Origin of the sequence: Janibacter sp. GXQ6167 (assembly GCF_041365945.1) — a bacterium.
In the GTDB taxonomy this organism is placed as follows: Bacteria; Actinomycetota; Actinomycetes; order Actinomycetales; family Dermatophilaceae; genus JBGFSK01.
In genome coordinates this window covers 361,314-385,558 of sequence record NZ_JBGFSK010000002.1, presented here as the reverse complement: position 1 = coordinate 385,558, position 24,245 = coordinate 361,314, and the positions used below count along the sequence as shown (strand labels likewise).

The 24,245-nt window shown below is 68.6% G+C and carries 25 protein-coding genes; 8 read left to right on the top strand and 17 right to left on the bottom strand.

Annotation, left to right across the window (positions count from 1 at the left end):
• Positions 1-47: 47 nt before the first annotated feature.
• Positions 48-860 (top strand): class I SAM-dependent methyltransferase, encoded by an 813-nt coding sequence (locus AB8K43_RS04660; RefSeq protein WP_370891961.1) that lies wholly within the window; start codon positions 48-50, stop codon positions 858-860.
• On the opposite strand, the gene AB8K43_RS04655 is transcribed toward AB8K43_RS04660, so the two are convergent.
• From AB8K43_RS04655 to AB8K43_RS04620, 8 genes are all read right to left on the bottom strand, one after another.
• Positions 848-1,222 (bottom strand): phosphomannose isomerase type II C-terminal cupin domain, encoded by a 375-nt coding sequence (locus AB8K43_RS04655; RefSeq protein ID WP_370891959.1) that lies wholly within the window; start codon positions 1,220-1,222, stop codon positions 848-850. The two genes, AB8K43_RS04660 and AB8K43_RS04655, sit on opposite strands and share 13 nt — an antisense overlap.
• A 79-nt stretch (positions 1,223-1,301) precedes the next feature.
• Positions 1,302-1,622, bottom strand: a complete 321-nt coding sequence (locus AB8K43_RS04650) for a DUF2516 family protein (RefSeq protein WP_370891957.1) — start codon at positions 1,620-1,622, stop codon at positions 1,302-1,304.
• 93 nt (positions 1,623-1,715) lie between these two features.
• Positions 1,716-2,150, bottom strand: coding sequence for a D-aminoacyl-tRNA deacylase (gene dtd, locus AB8K43_RS04645; protein ID WP_370891955.1), 435 nt, complete (start codon positions 2,148-2,150; stop codon positions 1,716-1,718).
• A gap of 15 nt (positions 2,151-2,165) precedes the next feature.
• Complete coding sequence (locus AB8K43_RS04640; RefSeq protein WP_370891954.1) at positions 2,166-3,164, bottom strand: asparaginase; 999 nt, start codon at positions 3,162-3,164, stop codon at positions 2,166-2,168.
• Positions 3,165-3,318: 154 nt separating this feature from the next.
• Positions 3,319-3,951 (bottom strand): hypothetical protein, encoded by a 633-nt coding sequence (locus tag AB8K43_RS04635; RefSeq protein ID WP_370891952.1) that lies wholly within the window; start codon positions 3,949-3,951, stop codon positions 3,319-3,321.
• A complete protein-coding gene (locus AB8K43_RS04630; RefSeq protein WP_370891950.1) occupies positions 3,948-4,397 on the bottom strand; it encodes a helix-turn-helix domain-containing protein in 450 nt (149 codons plus the stop codon). The genes AB8K43_RS04635 and AB8K43_RS04630 overlap by 4 nt, the downstream gene beginning before the upstream one ends.
• 187 nt (positions 4,398-4,584) lie before the next feature.
• Entirely contained in the window at positions 4,585-5,625 is a 1,041-nt protein-coding gene (locus AB8K43_RS04625; protein ID WP_370891948.1) for a folate-binding protein YgfZ, read from the bottom strand.
• Entirely contained in the window at positions 5,622-6,059 is a 438-nt protein-coding gene (locus AB8K43_RS04620; RefSeq protein ID WP_370891946.1) for a Fur family transcriptional regulator, read from the bottom strand. The genes AB8K43_RS04625 and AB8K43_RS04620 overlap by 4 nt, the downstream gene beginning before the upstream one ends.
• A gap of 61 nt (positions 6,060-6,120) precedes the next feature.
• Here AB8K43_RS04620 and AB8K43_RS04615 point away from each other — a divergent pair, with 61 nt between their 5' ends.
• Positions 6,121-7,131, top strand: a complete 1,011-nt coding sequence (locus AB8K43_RS04615; protein ID WP_370891944.1) for an LCP family protein — start codon at positions 6,121-6,123, stop codon at positions 7,129-7,131.
• Between the two features lie 22 nt (positions 7,132-7,153).
• Here AB8K43_RS04615 and AB8K43_RS04610 read toward each other — a convergent pair whose 3' ends face one another.
• Positions 7,154-7,648, bottom strand: a complete 495-nt coding sequence (locus AB8K43_RS04610; protein WP_370891942.1) for an FABP family protein — start codon at positions 7,646-7,648, stop codon at positions 7,154-7,156.
• Positions 7,649-7,688: 40 nt separating this feature from the next.
• Positions 7,689-8,540, bottom strand: coding sequence for a hypothetical protein (locus AB8K43_RS04605; RefSeq protein WP_370891941.1), 852 nt, complete (start codon positions 8,538-8,540; stop codon positions 7,689-7,691).
• Positions 8,541-8,661: 121 nt separating this feature from the next.
• Here AB8K43_RS04605 and AB8K43_RS04600 point away from each other — a divergent pair, with 121 nt between their 5' ends.
• The 5 genes from AB8K43_RS04600 (at position 8,662) to AB8K43_RS04580 (ending at position 13,051) form a co-directional block, all read left to right on the top strand.
• Positions 8,662-9,357: a DNA-binding response regulator gene (locus AB8K43_RS04600; RefSeq protein ID WP_370891939.1), complete on the top strand. Its 696-nt coding sequence runs from the start codon at positions 8,662-8,664 to the stop codon at positions 9,355-9,357.
• Positions 9,354-10,220 (top strand): mycothiol synthase, encoded by an 867-nt coding sequence (gene mshD, locus AB8K43_RS04595; protein ID WP_370891937.1) that lies wholly within the window; start codon positions 9,354-9,356, stop codon positions 10,218-10,220. Before AB8K43_RS04600 ends, mshD begins: the two co-directional genes overlap by 4 nt.
• 57 nt (positions 10,221-10,277) lie before the next feature.
• Positions 10,278-11,237 (top strand): NUDIX domain-containing protein, encoded by a 960-nt coding sequence (locus AB8K43_RS04590; protein ID WP_370891935.1) that lies wholly within the window; start codon positions 10,278-10,280, stop codon positions 11,235-11,237.
• 185 nt (positions 11,238-11,422) lie between these two features.
• Positions 11,423-12,046 carry a DUF47 domain-containing protein gene (locus tag AB8K43_RS04585; protein ID WP_370891933.1) on the top strand — a complete coding sequence of 208 codons (624 nt, stop codon included), beginning with the start codon at positions 11,423-11,425 and terminating at the stop codon, positions 12,044-12,046.
• A 6-nt stretch (positions 12,047-12,052) separates the two neighbouring features.
• Positions 12,053-13,051 carry an anion permease gene (locus AB8K43_RS04580; RefSeq protein WP_370891931.1) on the top strand — a complete coding sequence of 333 codons (999 nt, stop codon included), beginning with the start codon at positions 12,053-12,055 and terminating at the stop codon, positions 13,049-13,051.
• A 112-nt stretch (positions 13,052-13,163) separates the two neighbouring features.
• Here the strand turns inward: AB8K43_RS04580 and pstB are convergent, their stop codons facing one another.
• From pstB to AB8K43_RS04550, 6 genes are all read right to left on the bottom strand, one after another.
• On the bottom strand, positions 13,164-13,943 hold the full coding sequence (gene pstB / locus AB8K43_RS04575; protein ID WP_370891929.1) for a phosphate ABC transporter ATP-binding protein PstB: 780 nt from the start codon (positions 13,941-13,943) through the stop codon (positions 13,164-13,166).
• A 25-nt stretch (positions 13,944-13,968) separates the two neighbouring features.
• Positions 13,969-15,063 (bottom strand): phosphate ABC transporter permease PstA, encoded by a 1,095-nt coding sequence (gene pstA, locus AB8K43_RS04570; RefSeq protein WP_370891927.1) that lies wholly within the window; start codon positions 15,061-15,063, stop codon positions 13,969-13,971.
• Complete coding sequence (gene pstC / locus AB8K43_RS04565; RefSeq protein WP_370891925.1) at positions 15,063-16,013, bottom strand: phosphate ABC transporter permease subunit PstC; 951 nt, start codon at positions 16,011-16,013, stop codon at positions 15,063-15,065. Before pstC ends, pstA begins: the two co-directional genes overlap by 1 nt.
• Before the next feature lie 109 nt (positions 16,014-16,122).
• Complete coding sequence (gene pstS, locus AB8K43_RS04560; protein ID WP_370891924.1) at positions 16,123-17,196, bottom strand: phosphate ABC transporter substrate-binding protein PstS; 1,074 nt, start codon at positions 17,194-17,196, stop codon at positions 16,123-16,125.
• A gap of 264 nt (positions 17,197-17,460) precedes the next feature.
• Positions 17,461-18,063, bottom strand: a complete 603-nt coding sequence (locus AB8K43_RS04555) for a hypothetical protein (RefSeq protein WP_370891922.1) — start codon at positions 18,061-18,063, stop codon at positions 17,461-17,463.
• Position 18,064: 1 nt separating this feature from the next.
• Positions 18,065-18,787, bottom strand: a complete 723-nt coding sequence (locus tag AB8K43_RS04550; protein ID WP_370891920.1) for an enoyl-CoA hydratase/isomerase family protein — start codon at positions 18,785-18,787, stop codon at positions 18,065-18,067.
• Between the two features lie 127 nt (positions 18,788-18,914).
• On the opposite strand from AB8K43_RS04550, the gene lysX reads away from it, so the two are divergent.
• Positions 18,915-22,274 carry a bifunctional lysylphosphatidylglycerol synthetase/lysine--tRNA ligase LysX gene (gene lysX / locus AB8K43_RS04545; RefSeq protein ID WP_370891918.1) on the top strand — a complete coding sequence of 1,120 codons (3,360 nt, stop codon included), beginning with the start codon at positions 18,915-18,917 and terminating at the stop codon, positions 22,272-22,274.
• A 455-nt stretch (positions 22,275-22,729) separates the two neighbouring features.
• Here lysX and AB8K43_RS04540 read toward each other — a convergent pair whose 3' ends face one another.
• The gene (locus tag AB8K43_RS04540; RefSeq protein ID WP_370891916.1) at positions 22,730-24,190 is read right to left on the bottom strand and encodes an alanine/glycine:cation symporter family protein; all 1,461 of its coding nucleotides are present in this window, start codon (positions 24,188-24,190) and stop codon (positions 22,730-22,732) included.
• Between the last annotated feature and the right edge of the window lie 55 nt (positions 24,191-24,245).

Sequence of the window (24,245 nt, the reverse complement as noted above, 5' to 3'; positions counted from 1 at the left end):
GTCGACAGCCTAGTTCGGGCCACCCTCGACCCCTTACGCTCCCTCGGGTGGGGAACGAGCGGACCGAGGGCGTGATCACCCGCGGCACGACGCACCCCAACCGCCTTCGTCGGATCGATCGCTGGCTGATTGCCTGCCATGGGGAGGTCCTGACGAAGGGCGCGGAGCCGCCGGTCGTCGTCGATCTCGGGTACGGCGCGTCCGGAGTCACGAGCGCCGAATGGCACGCCCGCCTTCGAGCGGTACGGCCGAATGTCGAGGTCGTCGGACTGGAGATCGACCCGGCACGAGTGGAGGCAGCGCTGCCGTATGCCCGCGAGGGGCTGAGCTTCGCGCGCGGCGGTTTCGAGGTTCCGCTGCAGGGGCGATCCGCTCGGGTCATCCGCGCGATCAATGTCCTGCGCCAATACGGCGAGGACGAGGTCGCCCCGGCCTGGGAGAGCATGCAGCGCCGCCTCGATCCGGATGGCCTGCTCATCGAAGGCACGTGCTCCGAACTCGGTCGGCTCGGCTCGTGGGTCGTGCTCGATCGCGAGCGTCCGCTCACCCTCACCTTGTCCTGGCGGCTTCGAGACCTCACCGAGCAGTCGCTCCCGCCGTCGATCGTCGCCGAACGACTGCCGAAGGTGCTGATCCACCGCAACGTCAGCGGAGAGCCGATTCACGCCCTGCTCGCGGATCTCGACCAGGCGTGGGCACACGCGAGCGCCATCGCCCCCTTCGGCCCGCGCCAGCGAATGATCGCGGCGGTCGAGGCGCTCGCCCAGGATTGGCCGATCCGGGGCGGGGCGAAACGGTGGCGCCTCGGCGAGGTGAGCGTGGACTGGCGCGCGGTCGCGCCGGTCGGTCAGCGGGCGTAGTCGTCCTCGAGGCGCACGATGTCGTCCTCGTCAAAGTGCCCGTAGCCGACTTCGAGGATCCGAGCCGGGGCCTCGCTCGCGTTGGCCATCCGGTGGACCGCGCCTTGGGGGACCCATACCCGCTCGCCGTGCTGGGCATCCCAGGTCTGCTCACCCACGGTCACCTGCATCGGACCGTCCAGCACGACCCACAACTCAGCGCGGTCCCGGTGGGTCTGGAGCGAGAGCCGATGCCCCGGCTCGACGGTGATCACCTTGACCGTCACCGATTCGTTCACCGCAAACTGCTCGAAGTCACCCCAGGGGCGCTGCGAGGTCACGATTCCCTCGCGCGGGTCGGGCAGCTCGGTCGGTGCAGTCATGATTCCCCTCGAAGTCATCTAGCGACCGCAGGGCGCGGCTCGCCGACCATTGTGACCGACAGGTCACCTCATTTTCGACCTACCAGCGCCCATGCGAACGGTTACGTCCGCCACGTCCGAGCACTTCCTCCAGCGCGGGCTTGACGTCCGCGAGGTAGATCCCGGCCGCCACGATCGCGAGCAGCCCGATCAGACCGAGCACGTTAAAGACCGTCACGAAGCCGATCAGCACCGCGAGTCCGAGGACGAGCAGCCAAAACTGCTTGGTTTTCTTCCCGGCCGCCTCGAAGGCATCGGGTCGCTGGGTGAGCGCATGCCCGAAGGCGTAGACCTCCGTCGCCAGGGCGAGCAGGCCGAGCCCGATGACGATGTACCCCTGGAGGTTGTAGACGAAACCCATGCGGCACACCTTATGAGATGGACCCTGGGGGCGCGCTGGACGTATCCCCTTTCCCCTTCCGCTCGCCCTCGGCCACCGGAAGGGGGAAGGGGGTCAAGCCTGCGGCGGGTGATCCAGCAGGATCGTGACCGGTCCGTCGCCCACGAGGGCGACCTGCATCTCGGCGCCGAAGCGACCTTCGGCGACGCTAATCCCCTCGGCCCGAAGGGCCTCGGCGACAGCCGCGACGAGCGGCTCGGCCTGCGGTCCCGGCGCGGCGGCACCCCACGAAGGGCGACGGCCCTTGCGGGTATCGGCATAGAGGGTGAACTGGCTGACCACCAACACCTCCGCACCGACGTCGACCACCGAGCGCTCGCCGTCCAGGATCCGTAGGGTCGCGATCTTGCGGGCGATGGCCTCGACCTCCGTCGGCCCATCACCATGGGTCACCCCGACGAGCGCCACGAGGCCCGGCCCGATCGACCCGACGACCTCGTCGTCGACACTGACCCTCGCGCCGGTCACCCGCTGCAGGACCGCTCGCACCTTCGCCCCCTTCGCCTAGAACCCAACCACGTGCACGCTACCGACCGGCTGGCCATGCCCGAGGACCGGCACGGTGGTCAGTGCCTCGAGCGCGGCCGGGACCTGTGCACCCGAGGCTTCCAGCACTCGGGTGAGAGCGCTCGCGAGGAGGACCTGTCGGGCCCGGGGGAAGGGGGCGCCGTCGGTGACCTTGACCGCGACACCGTAGCCATCGGCCGTCCCCGCGGCATAGACGCTCTCCGCGCCATCCTTGGCGATCACGCCAGGGAGCGCTCGGATCACCGCTGTCACGTCACGCCCGTCGCCGCCGAGCATCTCGGGGTGCGCCCGGATCGCCTCGGCAATCCGGTGCTCGTCAGTGCCCTGAGGCGCCGTCGCCAGGCGCCCGAAGGCGTGGGCGAGCGCCGCCAACGGCGTCGTCGGGACCGGCGCGCCGCACCCATCAACTGCCGTGAACGCGATCGGGCCGCACCACCTGGTCACCAGGTCGGCAATCGCCCGCTGGAGGGGATGATCCCCGTCGAGGTAGCCCTCGACCGGCCACCCGTTGATCACGCAGGTCGCGAGCATCCCGGCGTGCTTGCCGGAACAGTCCTGCGCGATCGAGGCGGCGGGCCGACCGGTCGCGAGCCAGCGCGCGTGCTCGACCTCTCCGATCGGGAGGGACGGGGTGTTGCGCAGCGCGTCCTCGGTGAGGCCAACCGTCGCGAGGATGCGCCGCACACCGTGACGGTGGACCTCTTCGCCGGAATGGCTCGAGCTCACGAGCGTGAGGAGATCCGGCGGCAGATCCAGGCCGTGCTGAAGCATCGCGAGCGTCTGTAGCGGCTTGAGCGACGAGCGAGGCAGGATCGGCTCGTTGACCGCGCCGCGCTCTAGCCAGGTTTCGCCGTTCGGTGCGGTCACGACGAGGGTGGCACGGTGCGCCGACTCGACCATCGCCCCGCGGGTCGCATGGACGAGCACCGGCGCGGTCTCCACCGCGCGGGCGCCGAAGGGAGGGTTCTCACTCACGAAGGCGACGGTATCTCCCTTCGTCACTCGGGCGGATCCTTGGCGGATGCCACCTACCGACGGCGAAGGGGGCCGACTCCGATCGACGGAGCCGACCCCCTTCGCGCGAGGTGACGGTGAGCGGCGAGGGACGCCGCTCGTCATCGAGGCGAGATCAGTCGCCGACCTTCTCGCCAGCCTTCTCGGTGGCCTTGGCGCTCTTCGCCGCGGTCTTGCGGGCGCTGGTCGCGGTCGCCTTGGTGGCGGTCTTGGTGCGAGCGGCGCTGTTCTTGGCGGTGGTGCTGGTCCGCTTGGCGGCGGTGCGGGTGCGCTTGGCGGCGTCGGCGACGGCCTTCTCGGCGGCGTCGGTGTCGACCTCGACCTTGATGGCCTTCTTGACGCCAGCAACGGCCTTCTCAGCCTCGTGGCGACCGGTGGTCACGGTGGCCTTCGCGGACCGCTCGATGTCATCGGCAGCCTTGCGGGCGGTGGTGATGGCGCCCTTGCCGAGCGCGACGGTGGCTTCGGCCTGGTGGACCAGGTCCTGGGTCGCCTTCTGGTTGCGGACGCGCTGGACGAGCTTCTCGCCACGCTCGGCGAGGTCGGCGTGCAGCTCGGCAACCTTGGCCGGGATGTTCTTCGGGGCGTACTCGGAGCGCACGGTCTGAACCTGGGTGCGCAGCTCGGCGCGAGCAGCGTCAAGCTGGGTGCCGGCGTTGCGGACCTGCTCGACCGCGTAGTCGGTGACCCCGACGACGGCGTAGGTGTTGTCGGTGACGATCTTCTTGACGGTCGTGGTGACGGTCATTTCGTGCTCCTCTTGGTGGGTCGCTTGCGTGGTTTGCTGGTACTGGTCTGCGTGGCGTCCGGTTCCCCCGGGGCCTGGCCTTCATCGGTGTCGCCGACGAAGGAGTCATAGATATCGATCAGGGTCTGGCGCTGTCGGCTCGTGAGCTTCGGGTCGACCATGAGCAACTCGCGGGTGGTGAGCCGCTCTTTCGCCGACGAGTCGTCGGGGTCGAGGAGCCCGGCCTGGATGTAGAGCGTTTCCGCCGAGATCGACAATCCCTTGGCGAGGGCCTGCAGGATCTCCGCGCTGGGCTTTTTGACCCCTCGCTCGATCTGCGAGAGGTACGGGTTCGAAATCCCGGCCACCTCGGACAGCTGGCGGACGGAGAGTTCGGCGTTCTTCCGCTGCTCACGGAGGTACTCACCCAGGTTGTTCCCTAGGTCCCCGAGCGGATTCCGTGCCATGCCTCTATTGTGCTTGCTCTAGTTAGCACTTTGCAAACTCTGGCAAGCGATTGTGACGTAGTCGACATCGGCTCGACGGCGGCCGGCGCTGGACGCCTAGTAACCATCATGCCGATGTAACCCGTTGCGCGCCAGGGTTATTCGTGACCAACAGGGTGAGGCCCTCACCCCGTTCGCGGCCACCCCGTCAGGGCGCGACGATCACCGTCTGCGCTGCGGTGACATCGCCGCTCGGCGTGGGGATCCTCAAGGTCGCGCCGGGGTCGGTGTTGCGCTTGATGACCGCGAGCGCGATCGGGCCCTCCTCGTGATGCCGGGCAACGCTCGTGAGCTGACCCACCGGGCGCGTCCCCCCTTCGACGAAGAGGGGCGAGCCCGCCTCGGGCAGTAGGTGGCCCGACCCGTCGAGGTGCAAGGACACGATGCGGCGCGGCGGCCGCCCGAGGTTGTGAACTCGCGCGATGGTCTCTTGCCCGCGGTAGCAGCCCTTGTGGAGGTGGACCGCTGTGCGGAGCCAGTCCACTTCGTGAGCAATCGTGCGGTGATCGGTCTCGAGGTGGAAGCGCGGCCTCCAGGCGTGGACGCGAAGCGCCTCCAGGGCCCAGGTCCCGGCGAGCTCTCGATCCCCGACGGCCGCATCGAGTTCCGCGCGCGGGACGAGGGTCTCGCGCCAGGCCCAGTCGGCACCGGGGTGGGCGTCGACCGGCCCATAGGGAGCGGTATCCCCGACGGGACCCGGCCAGGGATCCACCCAGGAGACAGGCTCCCCTTCTCCCCCTTCGCGCCCGATCGGTTCACCAAGCACAGCCCACGACTCGGTGACATCGGCGACGGCGACATCGAGCATGAAGCGCATCGAATCGAGCCAGGCCGCAGCCTCGGCCGAGGTCCCCGGCTCGACCGTCAACCACGTCGTCTCACCGTCGTCGACGACGTGGAGGACATGCTCGATATGCCCCTTCGGGGTGAGGATCAACGATTCCGCGCTCGTTCGCGGGGCGAGATCGCTGAGGTGCTGGCTCGTCAACGAATGCAGCCACCGGAGACGGTCACTGCCGGTCACCGCAATCACCCCTCGATGGGAGAGGTCGACCACCGCGAGACCCTCGGTGAGCAGCCGCTGTTCGCGACCCGGGTCGCCGTAGTGCGCCGCCACGCCCGCGTCGACCCCCTCGGCCGCCACCGCTCGCGGGCGGTCGATCAAAGGAGACGGGGTAAGGGTGGTCATGACGAGAGCTCCTCGTGGCAGGTCGCGCACCGGCCGTGGATCGCCATGTGCGTGGGGTCAGCCATAAAACCGGTCTGCGCGCTGATCTGTTCCACAAAGCTCCCGGCGTGGCTCGCCGGCACTTCAAGGACCGCTCCGCACCGCCGGCAGACGAGGTGGAGATGACCGTCGTGATCTTCCAGGTGATAGGTCGGCGCGCCGTGGTCGAGGTGAGTGTGGCGCACCACCCCGATCTGCTCGAGTGCCTCAAGAGTGCGATAGACCGTTGACGGGGGAAGAGGTGCGCCGCCGTCCTCGGCGACCGCGGCGGTGAGTTCCTCCGGGGTGCGGTGGGCATGACCGGCCAGGGCGTTGATCACGCGGCGACGTTGATCGGTCATCCGCATCCCGCGCCGCCGGAGGCGGTCGCCGACGTCTGCTCCGAGATCAGCCATGGCCTGCATGCTACGTCTCATCCCGGCGTGCGGGTCAGGGTCGCGACTTACACTCGCAGTCATGCTGGACGAGATGATGGAGGAGATTCCGACCGAATCTCGACGTGAGCGCCGCAGGGCTGCTCGCCGCGGGGCCGCGCGTCGACCCGCCAGTCGGCGACGCCGGATCCTGATCGTCATCGCCTCCTTCCTCGCGGTGCTCCTCATCGGGATCCTCGGGTACGCGTGGTTCCTCAACAGCAAGCTCGACAACATCGCGCGCGAACCCATGCTCCCGACGGCCACGACCGATGCCGACGGCAAGAAGCTCGTCACGGGGCAGGGCACCAACTACCTGCTGATCGGCTCGGACGCTGGACCCGACCGAGTGGGTGCCCGCGCCGATGTCATCCAGCTCGTGCACGTCCCGAAGGATCACAGCGCGGTGTGGTTGATCCACTTCCCCCGCGATCTCTATGTCGAGATCCCCGGTCATGGCGAGGACAAGGTCAATGCCGCCTTCGCTTTCGGGGGGGCACCGCTGCTTACCGAGACGGTGCAAAACCTCGTCGGCGTGAAGATCGACCACGTCGCGAAGACCGACTTCGAGGGCTTTAAGGCCCTCACCGATGCGCTCGGTGGCGTCCGGGTGAACGCCGTCGAGGCGAGCCCGGGCTTCCAGCAGGGGTGGAACGATCTCGACGGCGCCCAGGCCCTCGCCTTCGTCCGGGAGCGCTATGCCCTCTCGGAAGGGGATATCTCTCGCGGTCAGCGCCAGCAGGAATGGCTGCGGGCGATCATGGACAAGACCCTCGACCCGGCCGTCCTGCTCAACCCGATCACACTCGCCAATGTCATGGACGCGGGCGGCCGGTACACCGTGCTCGACGAAACGCTCAGCTCGGAGAAGATCAGGTCTGAGGCCCTGAAGATGCGCGGCATCCGCGGCGGGGATATTCACTTCATCACCGCGCCCTTCGCTGGCTTCGGCACGAGCCCGTCCGGCGCGTCGATCGACATCTTCGACGAGGCCGCCATGGACCGGCTCGGAGACGCCCTGCAGAGCGACGACATGGCGAACTACACGGAGTAGGACGCCCCCTTCGCCGCGGCGGTTACTCGACGCGCTTAAGTTCGGCCGAGACGTGGCTCGTCATCGGCTGGCCGACCGCGGCCATGTCCATCACCCACATGAGGTTGCTCTCCACGAGGCCGTAGAGGCGCTGGGCGGCGGTGTACTCCTTGGCGTGTGGGCTGCGCAGGACGCCATCGGTTCGCAACTGGATCTTCGCCGGCTCGACGCTGCCGTAATACATCTCGAGGAAGCCGGTCGGGTGGGTCAGAAGCAATTCGACCTCTCCATCGCCCCCGGGTCGCCAGAAGCCGAGTTCGGTCGCAAGCGGACGGACCTTCTCCCCGCTCTCATCGAGCAGCCAGGTCCGCGACTCCCACCTCAAAAACGGGCGCCCGTCGTGGCTGCACACGATCTCTTGGCCGAAGTTCGCCGATTCCATCGTGGGATAGCCGACGACGCCGGCCCCTTCCCAGGTGCCGACGAGCCAGGCCAAGGGCGCGATCTCGGGGTTCAAGGTCGGATCGATGGTAAACACGCACGACAGCGTACGCGGCCTGCCGATCCCGCAGAGCCTCTTAGCCCAGGCCGCCCATGGCTCGCACCAGCACGTAGATCACCGGGCCGGTGATCAGGACCGACCCGGCTCCGCACGCGACCGACGGCCAGGTCCCCTCGATCGCGGGGCGGCGGCTCAGGATGGCGCGCAGCGCGAGGGCGACGCTCGCGCTCAGCATCCCGGCGAGGATGGCCCAGGGGCGCACCGAGCCCAGGAGGGCGAGCCCGGCGATCATGCCGCCAAGAGCACCTCCGACGACCGCCATCGGCCACAACCACCGCATGATGCCGGGTCGGCCGGAGAGCAAATCGATCAGGCTCGTGAGGGCGACCGCGATCATCGCCGTCGCGAGCGCTCGCGGGGCGAGTTCGGCGACCGCGACCAAGGGGGCGGCGCAGGCGATCAGCGCGATCCCCGCCGCCGTTTGCGCGAGCCCCTCGCTGAGGTCGGTTCGGGCGCGTTCGACCGCTAACGGCAGCACACACATCGCCACGATTCCGACGGCGATGGCGGCCGGAACCGGCTCCAGCCGGGCGGTGTCAGGGGCCAAGAGAAGAGCGGCGAGGACGGCGACGGTCGTGATGGCGAGCACCACCGCCTGACCTCGAGGCACGGGCGAACCGCTCAGTGCCGGCCACCCGGCCACGATCGCGAGCCCGACCACGCCGACGACCGCGACCACCGCCGCGAGCGCCGAGGTCATCGCCGCAACCCCGAGCGCTCCAGCGGTGACGACCGTCGCCGCGACCACCACCGGCCGCGGCCGCAGGGGCACGCTCGCGATGCTGATCTCGCGCGAGGTCGACGTCGATCCTCCGCGGCGCGCAGCACGCAGCGCGGAGCGGGTGGTCGGTTCGGTCTCGTCGAGCACGTTTCGACACTAGCGCGTCCCACCCCGGCCGCCACCTCTTCGCCCATCGAGCGGACCCCCCGATGGGAGATCGGTCACGGCCGAAGGAGGGGCGCTCGCCAGAACGTATCCTTGGGGACTAATGGCCCAGCTGCTCCTCCTCACCGATGACCTGGCGCCGAGCGCCGAGGTCCTCCCGGCGCTGGGATTGCTCGGGCACAAGATCCGCACGATGCCCGCCGAGGCATCCGTGCTGATCGACGCGCCTGCGGTCGACGTGATCCTCGTCGACGCCCGCCGAGAACTGGCCCAGGCCCGATCACTCTGCCGGGTCATTCGCACGACCGGTAGTACGGCTCCCCTCGTCGCGATCCTCACCGAGGGCGGCCTCACCGCGCTCACCGCGGAGTGGGGAGTCGACGACGTGATCTTGGATACCGCTGGACCCGCCGAGGTCGAGGCCCGGATCCGGCTCGCGAGCGCCCGCCCCGACGCCGAGGACGCCGCCGATGACCGGATTACCGCCGGTGGCCTCACGATCGACGAAGGGAGCTACTCCGCGCGGCTCGACGGCAGACGACTCGACCTCACCTATAAAGAGTTCGAACTGTTGAAGTACCTCGCGCAGCATCCGGGACGGGTCTTCACCCGAGCCCAACTCCTCCAGGAGGTCTGGGGGTACGACTACTTCGGGGGTACCCGCACGGTGGACGTCCACGTGCGGCGCCTTCGCGCCAAACTCGGCACCGAAAACGAGATCCTCATCGGGACGGTCCGCAACGTGGGATACCGGTTCGTCCCGGATGCCGCCGAGGACCTGCAAGACTCGCTGGCGTGAATGACCCGGTCGACCACCTGAGCAGCGCCGACGCCGCCGCCGTGGAGGCGCTTGCCGCCGCCGCGACGACCACTGACGGCGTCTCCCCCTTCGGCGAGGACTTCCTGCTGCGCCTACGCGGAGGCGATGCGGTCCATTGGCTCATCCGCGACGCCGACGCGCTGATCGGCTACGCGCAACTCGCACCGGACGGCTCGAGCGAACTCGCCGTCACTCCCGAGTACCGGCGATCCGGTCATGGTCGCGCCCTCCTCGACGGGGTCCTCGAGCGCCGTCCGGATGCGCGCGTTTGGTCCCACGGAGACCTCGCTGCCGCCCGCGAGCTCGGGCGCGCACGGGGCATGCAGGTCATTCGCGAGCTGCTCGTCCTCGGCCGGCCCCTCGGCCAGGACGACAGCACCGCACCCACCCTGCCGGACGGCTACCGGGCGCGCCCCTTCGTCGTCGGTCAGGACGAGGACACTCTGCTCGCGATCAATGCCGCCGCCTTCGCCCATCACCCCGAACAGGGACGGCTCGATCGAGATGGGCTCCGGGCCCGGATGGAGCAGGCGTGGTTTGACCCCTCGGGGCTGATTTTCATCGAGGACGAAGGGGGCAAGCCCGTCGCCTTCCACTGGACCAAGGTGGAAGACGACGCGAGCGGTACGGGCGAGGTCTATGTCGTTGGGGTCCACCCGGACGCCCAAGGGCGCGGCCTCGGCGGCCCCCTCACGGCGCTTGGCCTCGCTCACCTCGCCGGACGCGGTCTGCGCGACGTCATCCTCTATGTCGAAGGGGACAACACCCCGGCACTCGCGACCTACGCGCGCGCCGGTTTCACGCGTCGGGCGGTCCACGTGATGTACGCCCTCGGTGATTGACTGACAAGATAGAGCCATGGCCGAGCGACCCGCCCCGACCATGATCGGCGACCGCTGATGGCGACCGTGCTCGCTGCCGGGACGCTGCCCTGGCGTCGTCGCCGCGGGGAACTCCAGGTGGCTCTCGTCCACCGTCCGCAGTATCGGGATTGGTCGTGGGCCAAAGGCAAACTCGACCGCGGGGAGATCTTCCCCGTCGCCGCCGCCCGAGAGACGGCCGAGGAGACCGGGCTGGAGGTCCGGCTGGGTCGCCCCCTTCCCACCTCCACCTACGCTCTACGAGACCGCAACGGTCGCCCGTCGATCAAGGACGTGCGGTATTGGGCCGCCGAGGTCGTGGGGGGCCATGGCCGTCTCGAGCACGAAATCGACGAGGTGGCGTGGCTGAGCGCCGAAGAGGCCGCCTGGCGCCTCACCTACCAGCGCGACCAGGAGCAACTCCTCGCGCTCGCTAACGCCGACCGGCAGGGCTCGCTCACGACCTGGCCGCTCGCGATCGTCCGGCACGCGAAGGCGCATCCTCGGGCCCGGTGGTCCGACGACGATTGGCTTCGCCCTCTCGACGCCCGTGGGCGCGAACAAGCCCAAGACCTCGTGCCCCTCCTCGCCGCGTATGGGATCGAACGCCTCGTCTCCTCCCCTTCGGTGCGAGCGACCGAGACCCTCGCTCCCTACGCGAAGAAGCTCGGGGCCGAGATGAAACTCAAAAAGGGTCTCTCCGAAGAGGGTTTCGCGGCCGATCCGACCAAGGCCGCCCACCACCTCCGCCGGATCGTCGAACGCGGCCAGCCCACCGCCTTGTGCAGCCACGGACCGGTGCTGCCCGATCTCGTCGCCCTGCTCCTCCTCCTCGTCGACGAGCGGTATCAGCAGGGTCAGGTCGCCCAGTCGGTCATCGAGCACGCGCTGCTGAAGGGAATCACGAAGGGGGAAGCGCTCATCGTGCACGTCGCGGGGACCGGCGCGAGCGCGCGCATCGTCGCCGCCGAGCGGCACCATCCGCTCGATCGCGCCTGATGGGAATGGAACCGTGGGGGGATCGGGTTACAGTGTCTGGTGCGCCGGGCTGCGGTAGCCCCGGGTCCCAAAATTCGCCGCTGCGAGCGGCCACGTGCCGAGAGGCGCTCCCAGCCCGGCGCACCCCGTAGGCTGCTGTCCGCCAGCGTCCGATCACCGCCGACACTCTTCGGGAGCAGCCGCCCGTGGGCCTACGCCTCACCCGCCCGGATCACCGCTACGACGACCTCCTCACCGGCATCGCCCGGCACGCCGTCACTGCCTCGCGCGTCCTCACCACCTTGTTTGCGGCTCCGCCGTCCGAGCGCGACGGGATCGTCCGCGAGCTGACCGAGATCGAGCGCGCCGCCGACGCCCTCACCCACGAGCTCATTGCGCGAGCCGCCCGCGCTTTCGTCACCCCGATCGACCACCGTGACCTCGTCTCGCTCGCCCGGGCCCTCGACCGCTGCGTCAATACCCTCGAGGGCGCGGGCGACATGCTCGTCCGCTACCACCTCAGCGACCCCCTTCCGGGGACGACCGAGCAACTCGAGGTCATCGCCCGGATGGCCGACCTCACCGCCCAAGCGATGCCGCAACTGCGCAAACCCCAGGCGCTGCGCGAATACTGGGAGTCCGTGAGCCGGCTGGAGAATCAGGCTGACATGCACTACCGACGCCTCCTCGCCCTGCTCCTTGGCGGACGGATCACGGATCCGATCGCCGTCATGCGCCACCGTGACGTCCTGGAGCGGCTGGAGGCCGCGGCGAACTCCTTCGAAGAGGTTGCGCTCCTCGTCGAACTCATCGCCGTCACGGAGGCCTGAGCCCTCGTGGAGTGGTTCCCGATCGCTGTTGTCATCACCTTGGCGATGGGCTTTACCTACACCAACGGCTTCCACGACGCCTCCAATGCCGTCGCGACGTCGATCTCGACCCGGGCACTCACGCCGCGCGCGGCCCTGGCGATGGCGGCTGGCGCGAACTTCATCGGCGCGTTCTTCGGGACGCGGGTGGCCGAGACCGTCGGCAGCGGCATCATTGACCCCCCGTCGGGCCATCTCGGGATCCTTCTCTGCGCCGCCGCGCTGATCGGCGCGACCGCCTGGTCCCTGCTCACCTGGCGCCTCGGCATGCCATCGTCGGCTACCCACGCGCTCGTCGGGGGGCTGGGCGGCGCGGCCCTCGCCCTTGGCGCGCGCGTCGAATGGCAAGGGATTCTCACCCTCGTCGTGATCCCCATGCTGGTCTCCCCGACGATTGGCCTGGTCCTCGCGCGACTGCTCATGCGCGGGGTGTACCGGGTCCTCGGCGACGTCGATCCCGCGCGAGTGCGGCGGGGCTTTAGGGCCCTGCAGACCGGATCGGCGGCCGCGATGGCCTTCGGGCACGGGATGCAAGACGCCGCGAAGACGGCCGGGGTGATCGTCCTCGCTCTCACCGTCGGGGGCTTCCATCACCCCAACGACCAGTCCATCCCCTTCTGGGTCATCTCGCTCTGTGCGCTCGTGATGGCGCTCGGCACGTGGGCAGGCGGCTGGCCGCTCATGCGCACCCTCGGTCGCCGGATCGTCCCGGTCACCCCGACCCAGGGGTTCGCCGCCGAAACGACCGCGGCTATCGTCCTCCTCGCCGCGACGGCACTGCGCGCCCCGATCTCAACCACGCATGTCATCACCGCGGCCGTGGTCGGCGCCGGGACGACGAAGGGGGTCCGCCGCGTCCGTTGGGGTCTGGTCCGCGACATCGTGCGAGCCTGGGTCCTCACCTTCCCCGGCGCCGCAATCGCCGCGGCCCTCGTCGCGGTCCTCGCCCGGCTCGCCTTCCTCTGAGGCCCGCGCGCGGACATGCCACGGCCCGGGTTGATCCCCCCTGTTGGATCAACCCGGGCCGGGTCTTGTGGGGCGGCGAAGGGGCCGGTGGGCTCCCTTCGCCCGCCGCGGATCAGCCGAAACGGCCCGAGATGTAGTCCTCGGTCGCCTGCTGGTCCGGGTTGTTGAAGATCTTCGTGGTGTCGTCGTACTCGACGAGCTTGCCGGGCTTGCCGGTGCCCTCGATGTTGAAGAAGCCGGTCTTGTCCGAGACGCGAGCCGCCTGCTGCATGTTGTGGGTCACGATGATGATCGTGTAGTCGGACTTCAGCTCATCGATCAGGTCCTCGATCGCGAGGGTCGAGATCGGGTCGAGCGCCGAGCACGGCTCGTCCATCAAGACGACGTCCGGCTTGACCGCGATGGTCCGCGCGATGCAGAGGCGCTGCTGCTGACCGCCCGAGAGACCCGAACCGGGCTTGTCCAGCCGGTCCTTGACCTCGTTCCACAGGTTCGCGCCGACCAGCGAGGACTCGACGAGCTCGTCGGCGTCCTTCTTGTTGATCCGCTTGTTGTTGAGCTTGACGCCGGCGAGGACGTTTTCGCGGATCGACATGGTCGGGAAGGGGTTCGGCCGCTGGAAGACCATGCCGATCTTGCGGCGCACGAGCACCGGGTCGACGCCCTTGCCGTAGAGGTTCTGGCCGTCCATCACGATGTCGCCCTCGCAGTACGCGCCCGGGATGACCTCGTGCATGCGGTTGATCGACCGGAGGTAGGTCGACTTCCCGCAGCCGGACGGGCCGATGAGGGCCGTGACGGTGCGGGGCTCGATGACCATGTTGACGCCTTGGACGGCGAGGAAGTCGCCGTAGTAGATGTCGAGGTCGGTGACGTCGATGCGCTTAGACACGTCGTTTTCCTTTATTGGTCGCTCGTCAGCGACCGGTCTTGGGGGCGAAGAACTTAGAGATCAGTCGGGCGATGATGTTGAGCGCCATCACGAGCACGATCAGCACCAGGATCGCCGACCAGGCGCGATCGTAGGACGGCTCGGGGCTCAAACCGGGCTGGGTGAGCGCGTAGTACGCCTCCACCGGCAGGGTCGACATATTCCCCTGGAAGAGGTTGGGGTTGAGGTTCGTCGTGAAGCCGGCCGTGACGAGCAGCGGGGCGGTCTCACCGATGATGCGCGCGATCGCGAGCGTCACGCCGGTCGCGATCCCAGCGATGGCGGTCGGGAGGACCACCTTGACGATGGTGAGCCACTTCGGCACCCCGAGGGCGTAGGACGCCTCGCGGAGCTCGTTCGGGACGAGGCGCAGCATCTCCTCGGTGGAGCGGACAACCACCGGAATCATCAGCAGGGTGAGGGCGACGACACCGACGATGCCCGCCTTGTATCCGGGGCCGACGATGAGGGTGAAGAGTGCGTAGGCGAAGAGACCGGCGACGATCGAGGGGATCCCCGTCATGACATCGACGAAGAAGGTCAGGGCCCGCGAGAGACGGTTCTTTTGGCCGTACTCGACCAGGTAGATCGCCGCGAGGATCCCGATCGGGACCGCGATGAGGGTGGTCACTGCGGTGATCATCAGGGTGCCCTGCAGCGCGTGGGCGATGCCACCCCCTTCGCTCACCACCCCTCGCATCGAGGTCGTGAAGAACTCGGCGTCCAGACGCCGGGTGCCCTTGGACACCACATCGACGATGATCGAGACCAGCGGGATCAGCGCGAGCAGGAAGAAGGTCGTGACGACCCCAGTGACCAGCCGATCCGAGGCGTGTCGGCTGCCCTCGACGATGCGGCTGACGGTGTAGATCGCCACGCAGTAGATCAGCGCGGACACCAAGACCATCGGCAGGATCGAAAAGCCGAAGAAGGCGAAGATGATGCCGGCGCCGATCACCGCCGAGACCGCGAGGATGGCCAGTCGCACGTTGCGTTGGAGCGTCCCCTGGCTCGCCAACTGGCCAGTCTTGGGTTCCTCCGGGGCGTTGGGCACGGGGGTTTGAGCTTCAGTGAGAGTCATCAGTTCGCTCCGGAGAATTCGGACCGGCGGGCGACGATCCAGCGGGCCAGCATGTTGACGATCAGGGTGAGAGCAAACAGCACCAAGCCGGACGCGACGAGCGTGTTGGTCTGCAAGCCGGCGGGGCTCTCAGGCAGCTTCAGCGCGATGTCCGCAGCGATCGTCGACGAGCTGGACCCAGAGAGCAACTCCCAGGAGTACCGCGCGGTCGGCGAGATGATCAGCGCCACCGCCATCGTCTCTCCGAGAGCGCGCCCGAGCCCGAGCATGACCCCGGAGATGATGCCGGACTTGCCGAAGGGGATGACGGCTTGCTTGATCATCTCCCAACGCGTCGCCCCCAGGGCGAGCGAGGCCTCTTCGTGCAGCTTGGGGGTCTGCAAGAAGACCTCACGGTTCACGGCAGTCATGATCGGCAGGATCATGATCGCGAGGACCACACCCACGACCAGCATCGTCTTACCGATCGTCGAGGGAGTGCCAGCGAAGGGCGGGAACCATCCGAAGTGCTCGTTGAGCCACTTGTTCATTGGCACGAGCATCGGCCCGACGATCGAAAGACCCCAGAAGCCGAAGACGATGGAGGGGACGGCGGCCAGAAGGTCGACGAGGTAGCCCAGCACCGTGGCGAGCCGCCGCGGGGCGTAGTGGGAGATGAACAGGGCGATCCCGATCGAGAGCGGGACCGCGATGATCACCGCGATCAGCGCCGCATAGATCGTCCCGAAGAGGAGCGGACCGATGTAGTACGCCAGCCCCTGTCCGTCGCGGACATCGGCGGGGTCGGCCACCAGGGCCGGCCAGGCCTGCAGCAGTAAGAACAGCGCCACCAGCACGAGGGCGGTCAAGATGACCAGGCCGGACGCCGTCGAGAGGCCGGCGAAGATCTTGTCGGCCGGCCGCCGCACGGCCTTGGCGGGGGTTACCGCCTTGGCGGGGGTTGCAGTCACGCGAGACACTCCGAAGACAGGGGAAGGATGAACGGTCCTGGTGCCCGACGGGGGGCGGCCCGGGCATCACGCCCGAGTCCGCCCCGCGTCGTCAGCACCTAAGCAAGGATCAGCTGATCTTGTCGATCGCGGCCTTGTTCTTCTCGATCCAGCTGGCCGGGAGCGGGGCCGAGCCAGCGGCATCGGCAGCGGCCTTCTGGCCCTCTTCGCCAGCAACGTACTCGAGCCACGCCTTGACGACCTTGGCCTTCTCGGCGTCCTTGTACTTCAGGCACGCGGCCTGGTAGGAGACGAGCACGTTCGGGTAGACGCCGGCCTCCTTGGTGTCCTTGGCGACATCCACCGCGAGGTCGGTCTCGGACTCGCTCTTGGCCTTGGAGGCGTCGAGGATCTTGGCGGCCGACTCGGCGGACGGCTCGACGTACTCGTCGCCGACCTTGAGCGAGGCAACGCCCACATCCTTGGCCTGGCTGAAGTCGGCGTAACCGATCGTGCCCTGACCGCGCTTGACGGCGTCGACGACACCGGAGGTGCCCTTGGCGGCGTTGCCACCGGAAACCGGCCACTTGTCCTCGGGCTCGTAGGACCACGCGTCGGGGGCGGCCTTGCCGAGGTACTCGACGAAGTTCTTGGTGGTGCCGGAGTCATCCGAGCGATTCACCGTGGCGATGGCGGTCGACGGCAGGTCGACACCGGGGTTGTCCGCCTTGATGGCGGCGTCATCCCACTTGGTGATCTTGCGGTCCATGATCTTGGCCAGGGTGTCGGGCGAGAGCTGCAGCTTGTCGACACCTTCGAGGTGGTAGATCACCGCGATCGGCGAGACGTAGACCGGGACCTGGACGATGTCGCCGCCGCAGGCTTCCTTGGCCTTGTCGAGCTCCTCGTCCTTGAAGGCCGAGTCGGTACCGGCGAAGTCGACGGCCCCATCGGCGAACTGAGCGCGGCCCGCGCCGGAGCCCTGCGGGTCGTAGTCGACGGTGACGCCGGAGTTGGCGCCCTCGAAGGCCGCCTTCCAGCTGACCACGGCCGCCTGCTGCGAGCTGGCGCCCATGCCCTTGATGGAGCCGGTGACGCCCGCGTCGGTGGCGCCGGATTCGGTCGAGCCCGACTCGCCACAGGCGGTGAGGGCGAGGGTGAGCATGAGGGCGGCCGGGACCGCACGGGAGATGGTGCGCTTCACGTCGAAAAGACCTCTCTGAAGGGGTTTCGCGCCGCCAAGAGTGGCGCAGGGGAAAGTCGGCGCGGACGTCAGGTTGGCCGCACGATCCGCACGCTAGGGACGCTCGGTGACCTGATGGCGCGCTAACGGTGAACCCCCGGTAAACGAGGTCTGCACACTGTGTAGAGAAACCGGGTCGTGCGTCACATCACACGGCGCGTTTGCGGTAGGGCGAGGTGGCCCCCCTTCGGGCGGAGGTACGGCGTGTTCGGTCCCCGCACCCGATTAGTGAAGGGAGCCAGCGCGCCACAGCGTGGCGCTCGCCTCCAGGTCTTCCGCGGTCGCGAGCATGGCTGCGGCCGAGACGACGTCGCCGTCGTCGAGTTCGGCCCGACCGGTGGCGATCACTCGGCAGAAGGCAGCGCACCGCTCCAAAGCCACGGCGAGATCGCCGTCGAAGACACCGGTCAGGATGCGGTCGGCGAGGACCCGCACCTGCTCGGCCGTGGGCGGTTCGCCGATCCCGGCGATCACGTGAGAGACCTCGGCGGAGCGCATTCCGGCGGAATATTGCCGTGAAGCCTCGACCGGTTGACGTTGGACCCATTCGCGCACGATGTAGAGCCGCCAGAGCGCACCGGGCAAACTGCGGGCCGGGCGGGCCGACCACAACTGCGCGAGCGTGTCGAGGCCGACATCATCGACTAGGCGGACCAGCCGCTCGGAGGTGGTGCCGGCGCCCTCCCTTCCGGCTTGGACCACGGTGAGGGCAGCGGCATGGGCGGCCTCGGCGGTCTCGGCCGGCCCCGGAGTCGTGCCGCCGTAGGCCTCCATCGCGTCCGGTCCAAAGTGCATCGGACGGCGCGGGCGGCGAGGCTCCTCACTCACGTCAGCGGCTCGCCCGATTGAGCAAGGCGCGCACGAGGACGACCGCCTCGGATTGGGAGAGGTCCTGGCGAGAGGTATCCCACGAGGTGCGAAGGAGCCGGCGCATCTCTCCGCTGGCCCACAGGTGTTCGCCGCCTAGGGCTTCGGCGAGCTCCCGGAGGCGCTCGTCCATCTCGTCGTCGGCGACGATCGTCGCGATGCCCCAGTCCTGGGCGCGCTCAGCGTCCAGGGTTTGGCGACCAAGCGCGAAAGACAGGGCGCGCTGCTGGCCGATCGCGCGCGGCAGCAGCCACGCGAGCCCGGCGTCGGGGGCACCGGGCCCACCCCGTGGTGCCACTTCGAAGGTCGCCCCGGGAGAGCAGAGGGCAAGATCGCCGGCGAGCACCAAGCCGAGGCCGGATCCGGCGGCGAGGCCTCGCACGCCGACGACGATCGGCTTGCTGGACTGGTCGAGGGTGCCGAAGAGGTCGTCGAGGGCCGCCGCGAGCTCGAAGACGTGAGTCGTGGGGTCGTTTGATTCCTCGGCGGCAGAGGTGTCCGAGCCGACGCAGAAGTCGTTGCCGGCCCCCTTCAGCACGAGAATGTCGACGAAGGGGTCTTCGAGCGCGTGCCGGACCTGGTCACGCAACTCGCGAGTCGTCTCAAGATCGAGTGCGTTCCCCGCGTCGGGACGGTCCAAGGTGATCGTCGCGATGCGGTCGGCTGCCTCTAACGTCACTGCCATCTCCCGAAGCGTAGACGCTTGCTCCGAGACGTGACACCTCCCCCGCCGCCGGTCCACTCTGTCCGGCCCGCTCGACCCCCGATTCCGCCGATCCTCCCGATCAGGGTCAAGATGATTGACTCGGGGGGTGAGTCAGCCGAGCACCGAACAACCCCTCGTCCGTCGGGCCGCGGAGGGGTGGCGTCGCGCCACCCCATTGTGGGCCGGACGGATGGTGACGATCGCGGGGCTGTGGTCTCTGCTCAGCATCCCCCTGTCGCGGATGACCTGGCCGATCTGGGTCGATACCGCCTTCTCCGCGATTGGGATCCCGACCGGCCCGAGCCTCTTCGTCGCGATCAGCCTGCTCATCCTCGGCAGCGCACTGCGTCGGCGCCTGCGGATCGGGTGGGCCATCGCGTTCGTCTTCGAGCTGCTCTATGCCGCGCTTTCGGCCCTCGGCCTCTTCCTCTATTGGGCACTCTCCGGCTCCGAAGACCCCGAACTCGGTGACGTTTCGCGCCTCGAAATCGGGCTGATTGCCCTATCGATCGTCGCGAGCCTACTCGTGGCGCTCGGCCTCTGGCTGGCGCGGCGAGCCTTCCCCGCCCGCCTGCGAAGGGGGTCGCTCCGCGCGGCAGCGGCCACCTTGCTCGGGGGGCTCGCGGCCGCCTTCGTCGTGACCTTTGCGCTCGCCTCCCTCTTCCCCCTCTCGCTTGATGGCGTCGGGGAACAGGCCCGATGGGCAGCGGCGGCGGTGATCGGCTTCGGCTTCAACCCGACGGTCACCGTCGGCGGTCATGCTGGACACCACTGGATGGCGGTGCTCGCTGGGATCATGGCGGCCCTTGCCTTGCTGGCCGCCGTGCTGGTCTTCCTCCGCTCCGCGCGGAGGGGCGACTTCATGTCGGCCGCCGACGAACTCGCTGTTCGCGCCCTTCTCGCCACCAACGGCGAGCGGGATTCGCTCGGGTACTTCGCGACCCGGCGCGATAAGTCGGTGGCCTTCGCTCCCGAGCGAAGCGCTGCCGTCACCTACCGCACGGTCGCGTCGGTGAGCCTCGCGAGCGGTGACCCGCTCGGTCCGGTCGATCAGTGGCCAGCGGCGATCGCGGCCTGGCTCGACGACGCGCGTGAGCATGGCTGGTACCCGGCGGTCATCTCCGCCTCCGAAGAGGGCGCGCGAGCCTATGTCGACGCGGGCTTGCGGGCGGTGGTCATGGGCGATGAAGCCATCGTCGATCTCGAGTCCTTCAGCCTGGAGGACAAGCACATGCGGCCCGTGCGGCGGGCGGTCGGGCGGGTTCGGCAGGCGGGTTACGACATCACCGTGCGCCGCCACCGCGATATCCCGGCCGATGAGCTCGCCGAGATCGGCGTGCTTGCCGATCAGTGGCGTGGCGATGAGCCCGACCGCGGCTTCTCGATGGCCCTCAACCGGCTCGCCGACCCCGCCGATGGCCGCAGCGTCATGGTGCTGGCGCGCGATGCCGAAGGGAGGATCCGCGGGCTCCAGTCCTATGTGCCCTGGGGAGTTCGCGGAGTCTCGCTCGACCTGATGCGCCGCGACCCGGACGCGATCAATGGCCTCAACGAAGCGCTCGTCGCGACCCTGGCCAGTGACGGACCGGAGCTCGGCATCCGGCGCGCTTCGCTGAACTTCGCGATGTTCCGCGGGGTCTTCAGCGGCGCCGAACGCGTCGGCGCGGGCCCCTTCGTCCGCATCGCCGATGCGGTCCTCGGGCTTGCCTCTCGTTTCTGGCAGCTGGAGTCGCTCTACCGCGCCAACGCGAAGTACCTGCCGGAGTGGGTGCCCCGCTACCTCTGTTTCGATTCCTCGATGGCGCTCGTCCGGGTCGCCGTCGCCGCCGGGATGGCCGAGGGATTCCTCCCTTTGCCCCTGCACCCCATGGATCGGCCCGAACCGGATGAGGTGATGTACCAGGCGCAGATCGTCCCCTTCGCCGCCGCCGCGATCGCCCAGGATGCGGATCTCCTCACACCGCCCGTGCCTGCCCGCAAGCTCACCGATCAGCAACGGGTCCGGATCGCCAAGATGGAGCAGATCACCGACAGCGGTGGCGAGCCCTACCCGGTCGCGGTCCCGAGGTCCACGACGGTCGCTGCGGTGATCGGCACCCACGATGGCCTCGCCGCCGACGTCATCACCGACGACATCGTCTCGATCGTCGGGCGGGTCCGGGCGCTGCGGGACTTCGGCGGGGTCTGTTTCGCTCAGCTGGAAGAGGATTGCGCCGAGATCCAGGTGGCGATCACCACCGAGCGCACCGCCCCGGAGGCCAAGGCGAGCTGGCACGCGACGGTCGATATCGGAGACCTCGTCTCGGTCACCGGGGCCGTGGGCTCCTCGCATCGCGGCACGCTCACCGTCTGGGTCACTCGGTGGCAGATGGCAAGCAAGTGCCTGCGCCCCCTTCCCGGCGCGCATGCGGGTTTCACCGACCCGGAGGCGCGGGTCCGCCAGCGCTATCTCGATCTGATCGTCAACCGCGACTCGATGGAGATGATGCGCTCACGGAGCCGGGCGATCTCGGCGATGCGGCGCGCCTTCGAAGAGCGCGGCTTCATGGAGGTCGAGACCCCGATGCTCCAGGCCGTGCACGGGGGCGCGAACGCCCGCCCCTTCCGCACCCACATCAACGCCTATGACACCGACCTGTATCTGCGGATCGCGCCGGAGTTGTACCTGAAGCACCTCTGTGTCGGGGGGATGTCGCGGATCTTCGAGCTCAACCGCAACTTCCGCAACGAGGGCGCCGATGCCACGCACAATCCCGAGTTCACCTCGGTCGAGGCGTACCAGGCGCACGCGGACTACCTCACGATGCGCGACCTCACGCGCGAACTCATCCTCCGGGTCGCGACCGCCGTCCATGGCGAACCGGTGGCTGTGCGAACCGGCCCCGATGGTGTGGTCGAGAGGGTGCGTCTCGACGTGCCCTGGCCGACGGTGACCGTGCACCAGGCCGTGAGCCGAGCAACCGGAGTGCTCGTCACCTCGCGCTCGACGGTCGAGGAGGTCCGCGCGGTCTGCGAGGCCGAAGGGGTGCACGCGCCAGCCGACATGTCGTCCGGCGAGCTGGTGCTTGAGCTGTACGACGCGCTCGTCGAACCGGCGACCACGATGCCGACCTTCTATACCGACTTCCCGCTTGAGACCTCCCCGCTCACCCGGACCCACCGCAGTGACCCCGCCCTTGCCGAACGGTGGGACCTCGTCGCGTGGGGGGCCGAGATCGGCACGGCCTACTCCGAGCTAATCGACCCGGTCGAGCAGCGCCGCCGCCTCACCGAGCAGTCGATCAAGGCCGCGGCCGGTGACCCGGAAGCGATGGAAGTGGATGAAGCCTTCCTCACCGCCTTGGAGTACGCGATGCCCCCGACCGGCGGCCTCGGGATCGGAGTCGATCGGATGGTGATGATGCTGACCGGCGCGAACATCCGCCAGACGCTCGCCTTCCCCTTCGTCCGCCCCGGCGACCGCTAGCCCCCTTCGCACCCCACCGGTCGGCGTGCAGGGGGTGCCGCCGCACGCGCCCTTCGCACCCCGGCACTCGGGCCGGCATGCAGGGGGCGCCACCCCACGCACCCTTCACACCCCGGCACTCGAGCTGGCATGCAGGGGGTGCCGCCGCACGCGCCCCCTGCACCCCGGCACTCGGGCCGGCATGCAGGGGGCGCCACCCCACGCACCCTTCACACCCCGGCACTCGAGCTGGCATGCAGGGGGTGCCGCCGCACGCGCCCCCTGCACCCCGGCACTCGGGCCGGCATGCAGTCGGTGCCGCCACCCGCGCCCTTCGCACCCCGGCACTCGAGCTGGCATGCAGGGGGTGCCGCCGCACGCGCCCTTCGCACCCCACCACCAGCGCTGGCATGCAGAGGGTGCCGCCACCCGCACCCTCCGCACCCCACCACCAGGGCTGGCATGCAGAAGGGGGGTCAGCTTTCGGCGGCGTTTTCCTTCGCCACGGCGATCGTCATCGGGTCGCTGCCGTCCCAGCACTGCACGCCCTTCGCCTGAGGCAGGTCGTCGCGATGGAAGACGGGGTTATCGCCCTTCGCTCGCTGCCGCAGATAGTTGCCGAGCAAGGCGACCGCCAGGCCACCGAGAGGCAGGATCGCCGCGAGGTTGATCGTCGCCATGAAGCCCATGAAGAGGTCGGCGAGGCTCCAGACCAACTGGACCTCACCCATCGCCCCGAGCACGACGCAGACGAGCACCGCGACGCGGAAGAGTTGCAGCGTCACCTTCGAGTTCTTGATGAAGTTGATGTTGGCCTCGCCGTAGTACGAGTTGCCGAGGATCGAGCTGTACGCGAGGAAGAAGATCACGACGGTGAGGAAGGGCCCGGCCCACTGCCCGACCTGTGCTTGAAGCGCGGCCTGGGTCTGCGAGACCCCTTCGGGCGACACACCGTACTCCGGGTTCGACAGCAAGATGATGAAGGCGGTCGCCGAGCAGACCACCAGGGTGTCGAAGTAGACGCCGAGCGCTTGGACCAGCCCCTGCTTGACCGGGTGCGAAACCGAGGCGGTGGCGGCGGCGTTCGGGACCGAACCCATCCCCGCTTCATTGGAGAAGAGGCCGCGCCGCATGCCGTGCATGATCGCGGCGCCGACCGCCGCGCCCGTGATCTCCTTCAAGCCGACGGCGTGCGCGACGATCGTGCCGATGAGGCTCGGGATCTCCGAGAGGTTCAAGAAGACGACCACCAGTGCCACGACGACATATGAAACAGCCATGATCGGGACGATGACCTCGGTGACGGCAGACAGGCGCCGGACCCCTCCCCAGATCACCACGCCGACGACGAGCGCGAGGACGAGGCCGATGAGGAAGCGAAGGGAGGTGCTGTCGTCATTGACGCTGTGCTGGACCGCCGCGGAGATCGAGTTGGACTGCACGGCGTTGAAGACGAAGCCGTAGGTGAGCGTGATGATCACGGCGAAGGTGGTCGCCATCCACGGCTTCCTGAGGCCATCGCGGATGTAGTACGCCGGGCCGCCCTTGTAGGTGTTGCCGTCCGCGCGCACCTTGTACAGCTGGGCCAGCGTGGACTCGACGAAGGCGGTCGCGCCACCGATGATCGCGAGCAGCCACATCCAAAACACCGCGCCCGGGCCACCGAGAGCGATCGCGACCGCGACGCCCGCGATATTGCCTGTACCGACCCGTGAGGCCGCCGAGATAGTGAAGGCCCGAAAGGCCGAGATCCCGGCCTCGCCCGTCTTGTCCGCGACCGGCTTTTCGGTCACCGCGCGGAACATGTCCGGCAGTTGGCGGACCTGCACCACGAAGGTGCGGAAGCTGAACCACAGTCCCGCGCTGACGAGCAGCACGATCACGAGATACCAGTAGTACTCGTTGACCGAGTCGACGATCTTCAGCAGCGCGTCCATGGCCGGAACCTACTACCCGCCCTTCGCGCGGGGAAGAAACCTCGCTGCCACCCCC

What these genes read in the sequence shown, in the direction of transcription:
- AB8K43_RS04550 (WP_370891920.1), bottom strand. Translation starts at nt 18,787, where the DNA reads ATGGCAGTGACGTTAGAGGCAGCCGACCGCATCGCGACGATCACCTTG.
- AB8K43_RS04625 (WP_370891948.1), bottom strand. Translation starts at nt 5,625, where the DNA reads ATGACCACCCTTACCCCGTCTCCTTTGATCGACCGCCCGCGAGCGGTG.
- AB8K43_RS04600 (WP_370891939.1), top strand. Translation starts at nt 8,662, where the DNA reads ATGGCCCAGCTGCTCCTCCTCACCGATGACCTGGCGCCGAGCGCCGAG.
- AB8K43_RS04650 (WP_370891957.1), bottom strand. Translation starts at nt 1,622, where the DNA reads ATGGGTTTCGTCTACAACCTCCAGGGGTACATCGTCATCGGGCTCGGC.
- AB8K43_RS04590 (WP_370891935.1), top strand. Translation starts at nt 10,278, where the DNA reads ATGGCGACCGTGCTCGCTGCCGGGACGCTGCCCTGGCGTCGTCGCCGC.
- AB8K43_RS04635 (WP_370891952.1), bottom strand. Translation starts at nt 3,951, where the DNA reads ATGACCGTCACCACGACCGTCAAGAAGATCGTCACCGACAACACCTAC.
- AB8K43_RS04630 (WP_370891950.1), bottom strand. Translation starts at nt 4,397, where the DNA reads ATGGCACGGAATCCGCTCGGGGACCTAGGGAACAACCTGGGTGAGTAC.
- AB8K43_RS04620 (WP_370891946.1), bottom strand. Translation starts at nt 6,059, where the DNA reads ATGGCTGATCTCGGAGCAGACGTCGGCGACCGCCTCCGGCGGCGCGGG.
- AB8K43_RS04655 (WP_370891959.1), bottom strand. Translation starts at nt 1,222, where the DNA reads ATGACTGCACCGACCGAGCTGCCCGACCCGCGCGAGGGAATCGTGACC.
- AB8K43_RS04540 (WP_370891916.1), bottom strand. Translation starts at nt 24,190, where the DNA reads ATGGACGCGCTGCTGAAGATCGTCGACTCGGTCAACGAGTACTACTGG.
- AB8K43_RS04615 (WP_370891944.1), top strand. Translation starts at nt 6,121, where the DNA reads ATGCTGGACGAGATGATGGAGGAGATTCCGACCGAATCTCGACGTGAG.
- pstA (WP_370891927.1), bottom strand. Translation starts at nt 15,063, where the DNA reads ATGACTCTCACTGAAGCTCAAACCCCCGTGCCCAACGCCCCGGAGGAA.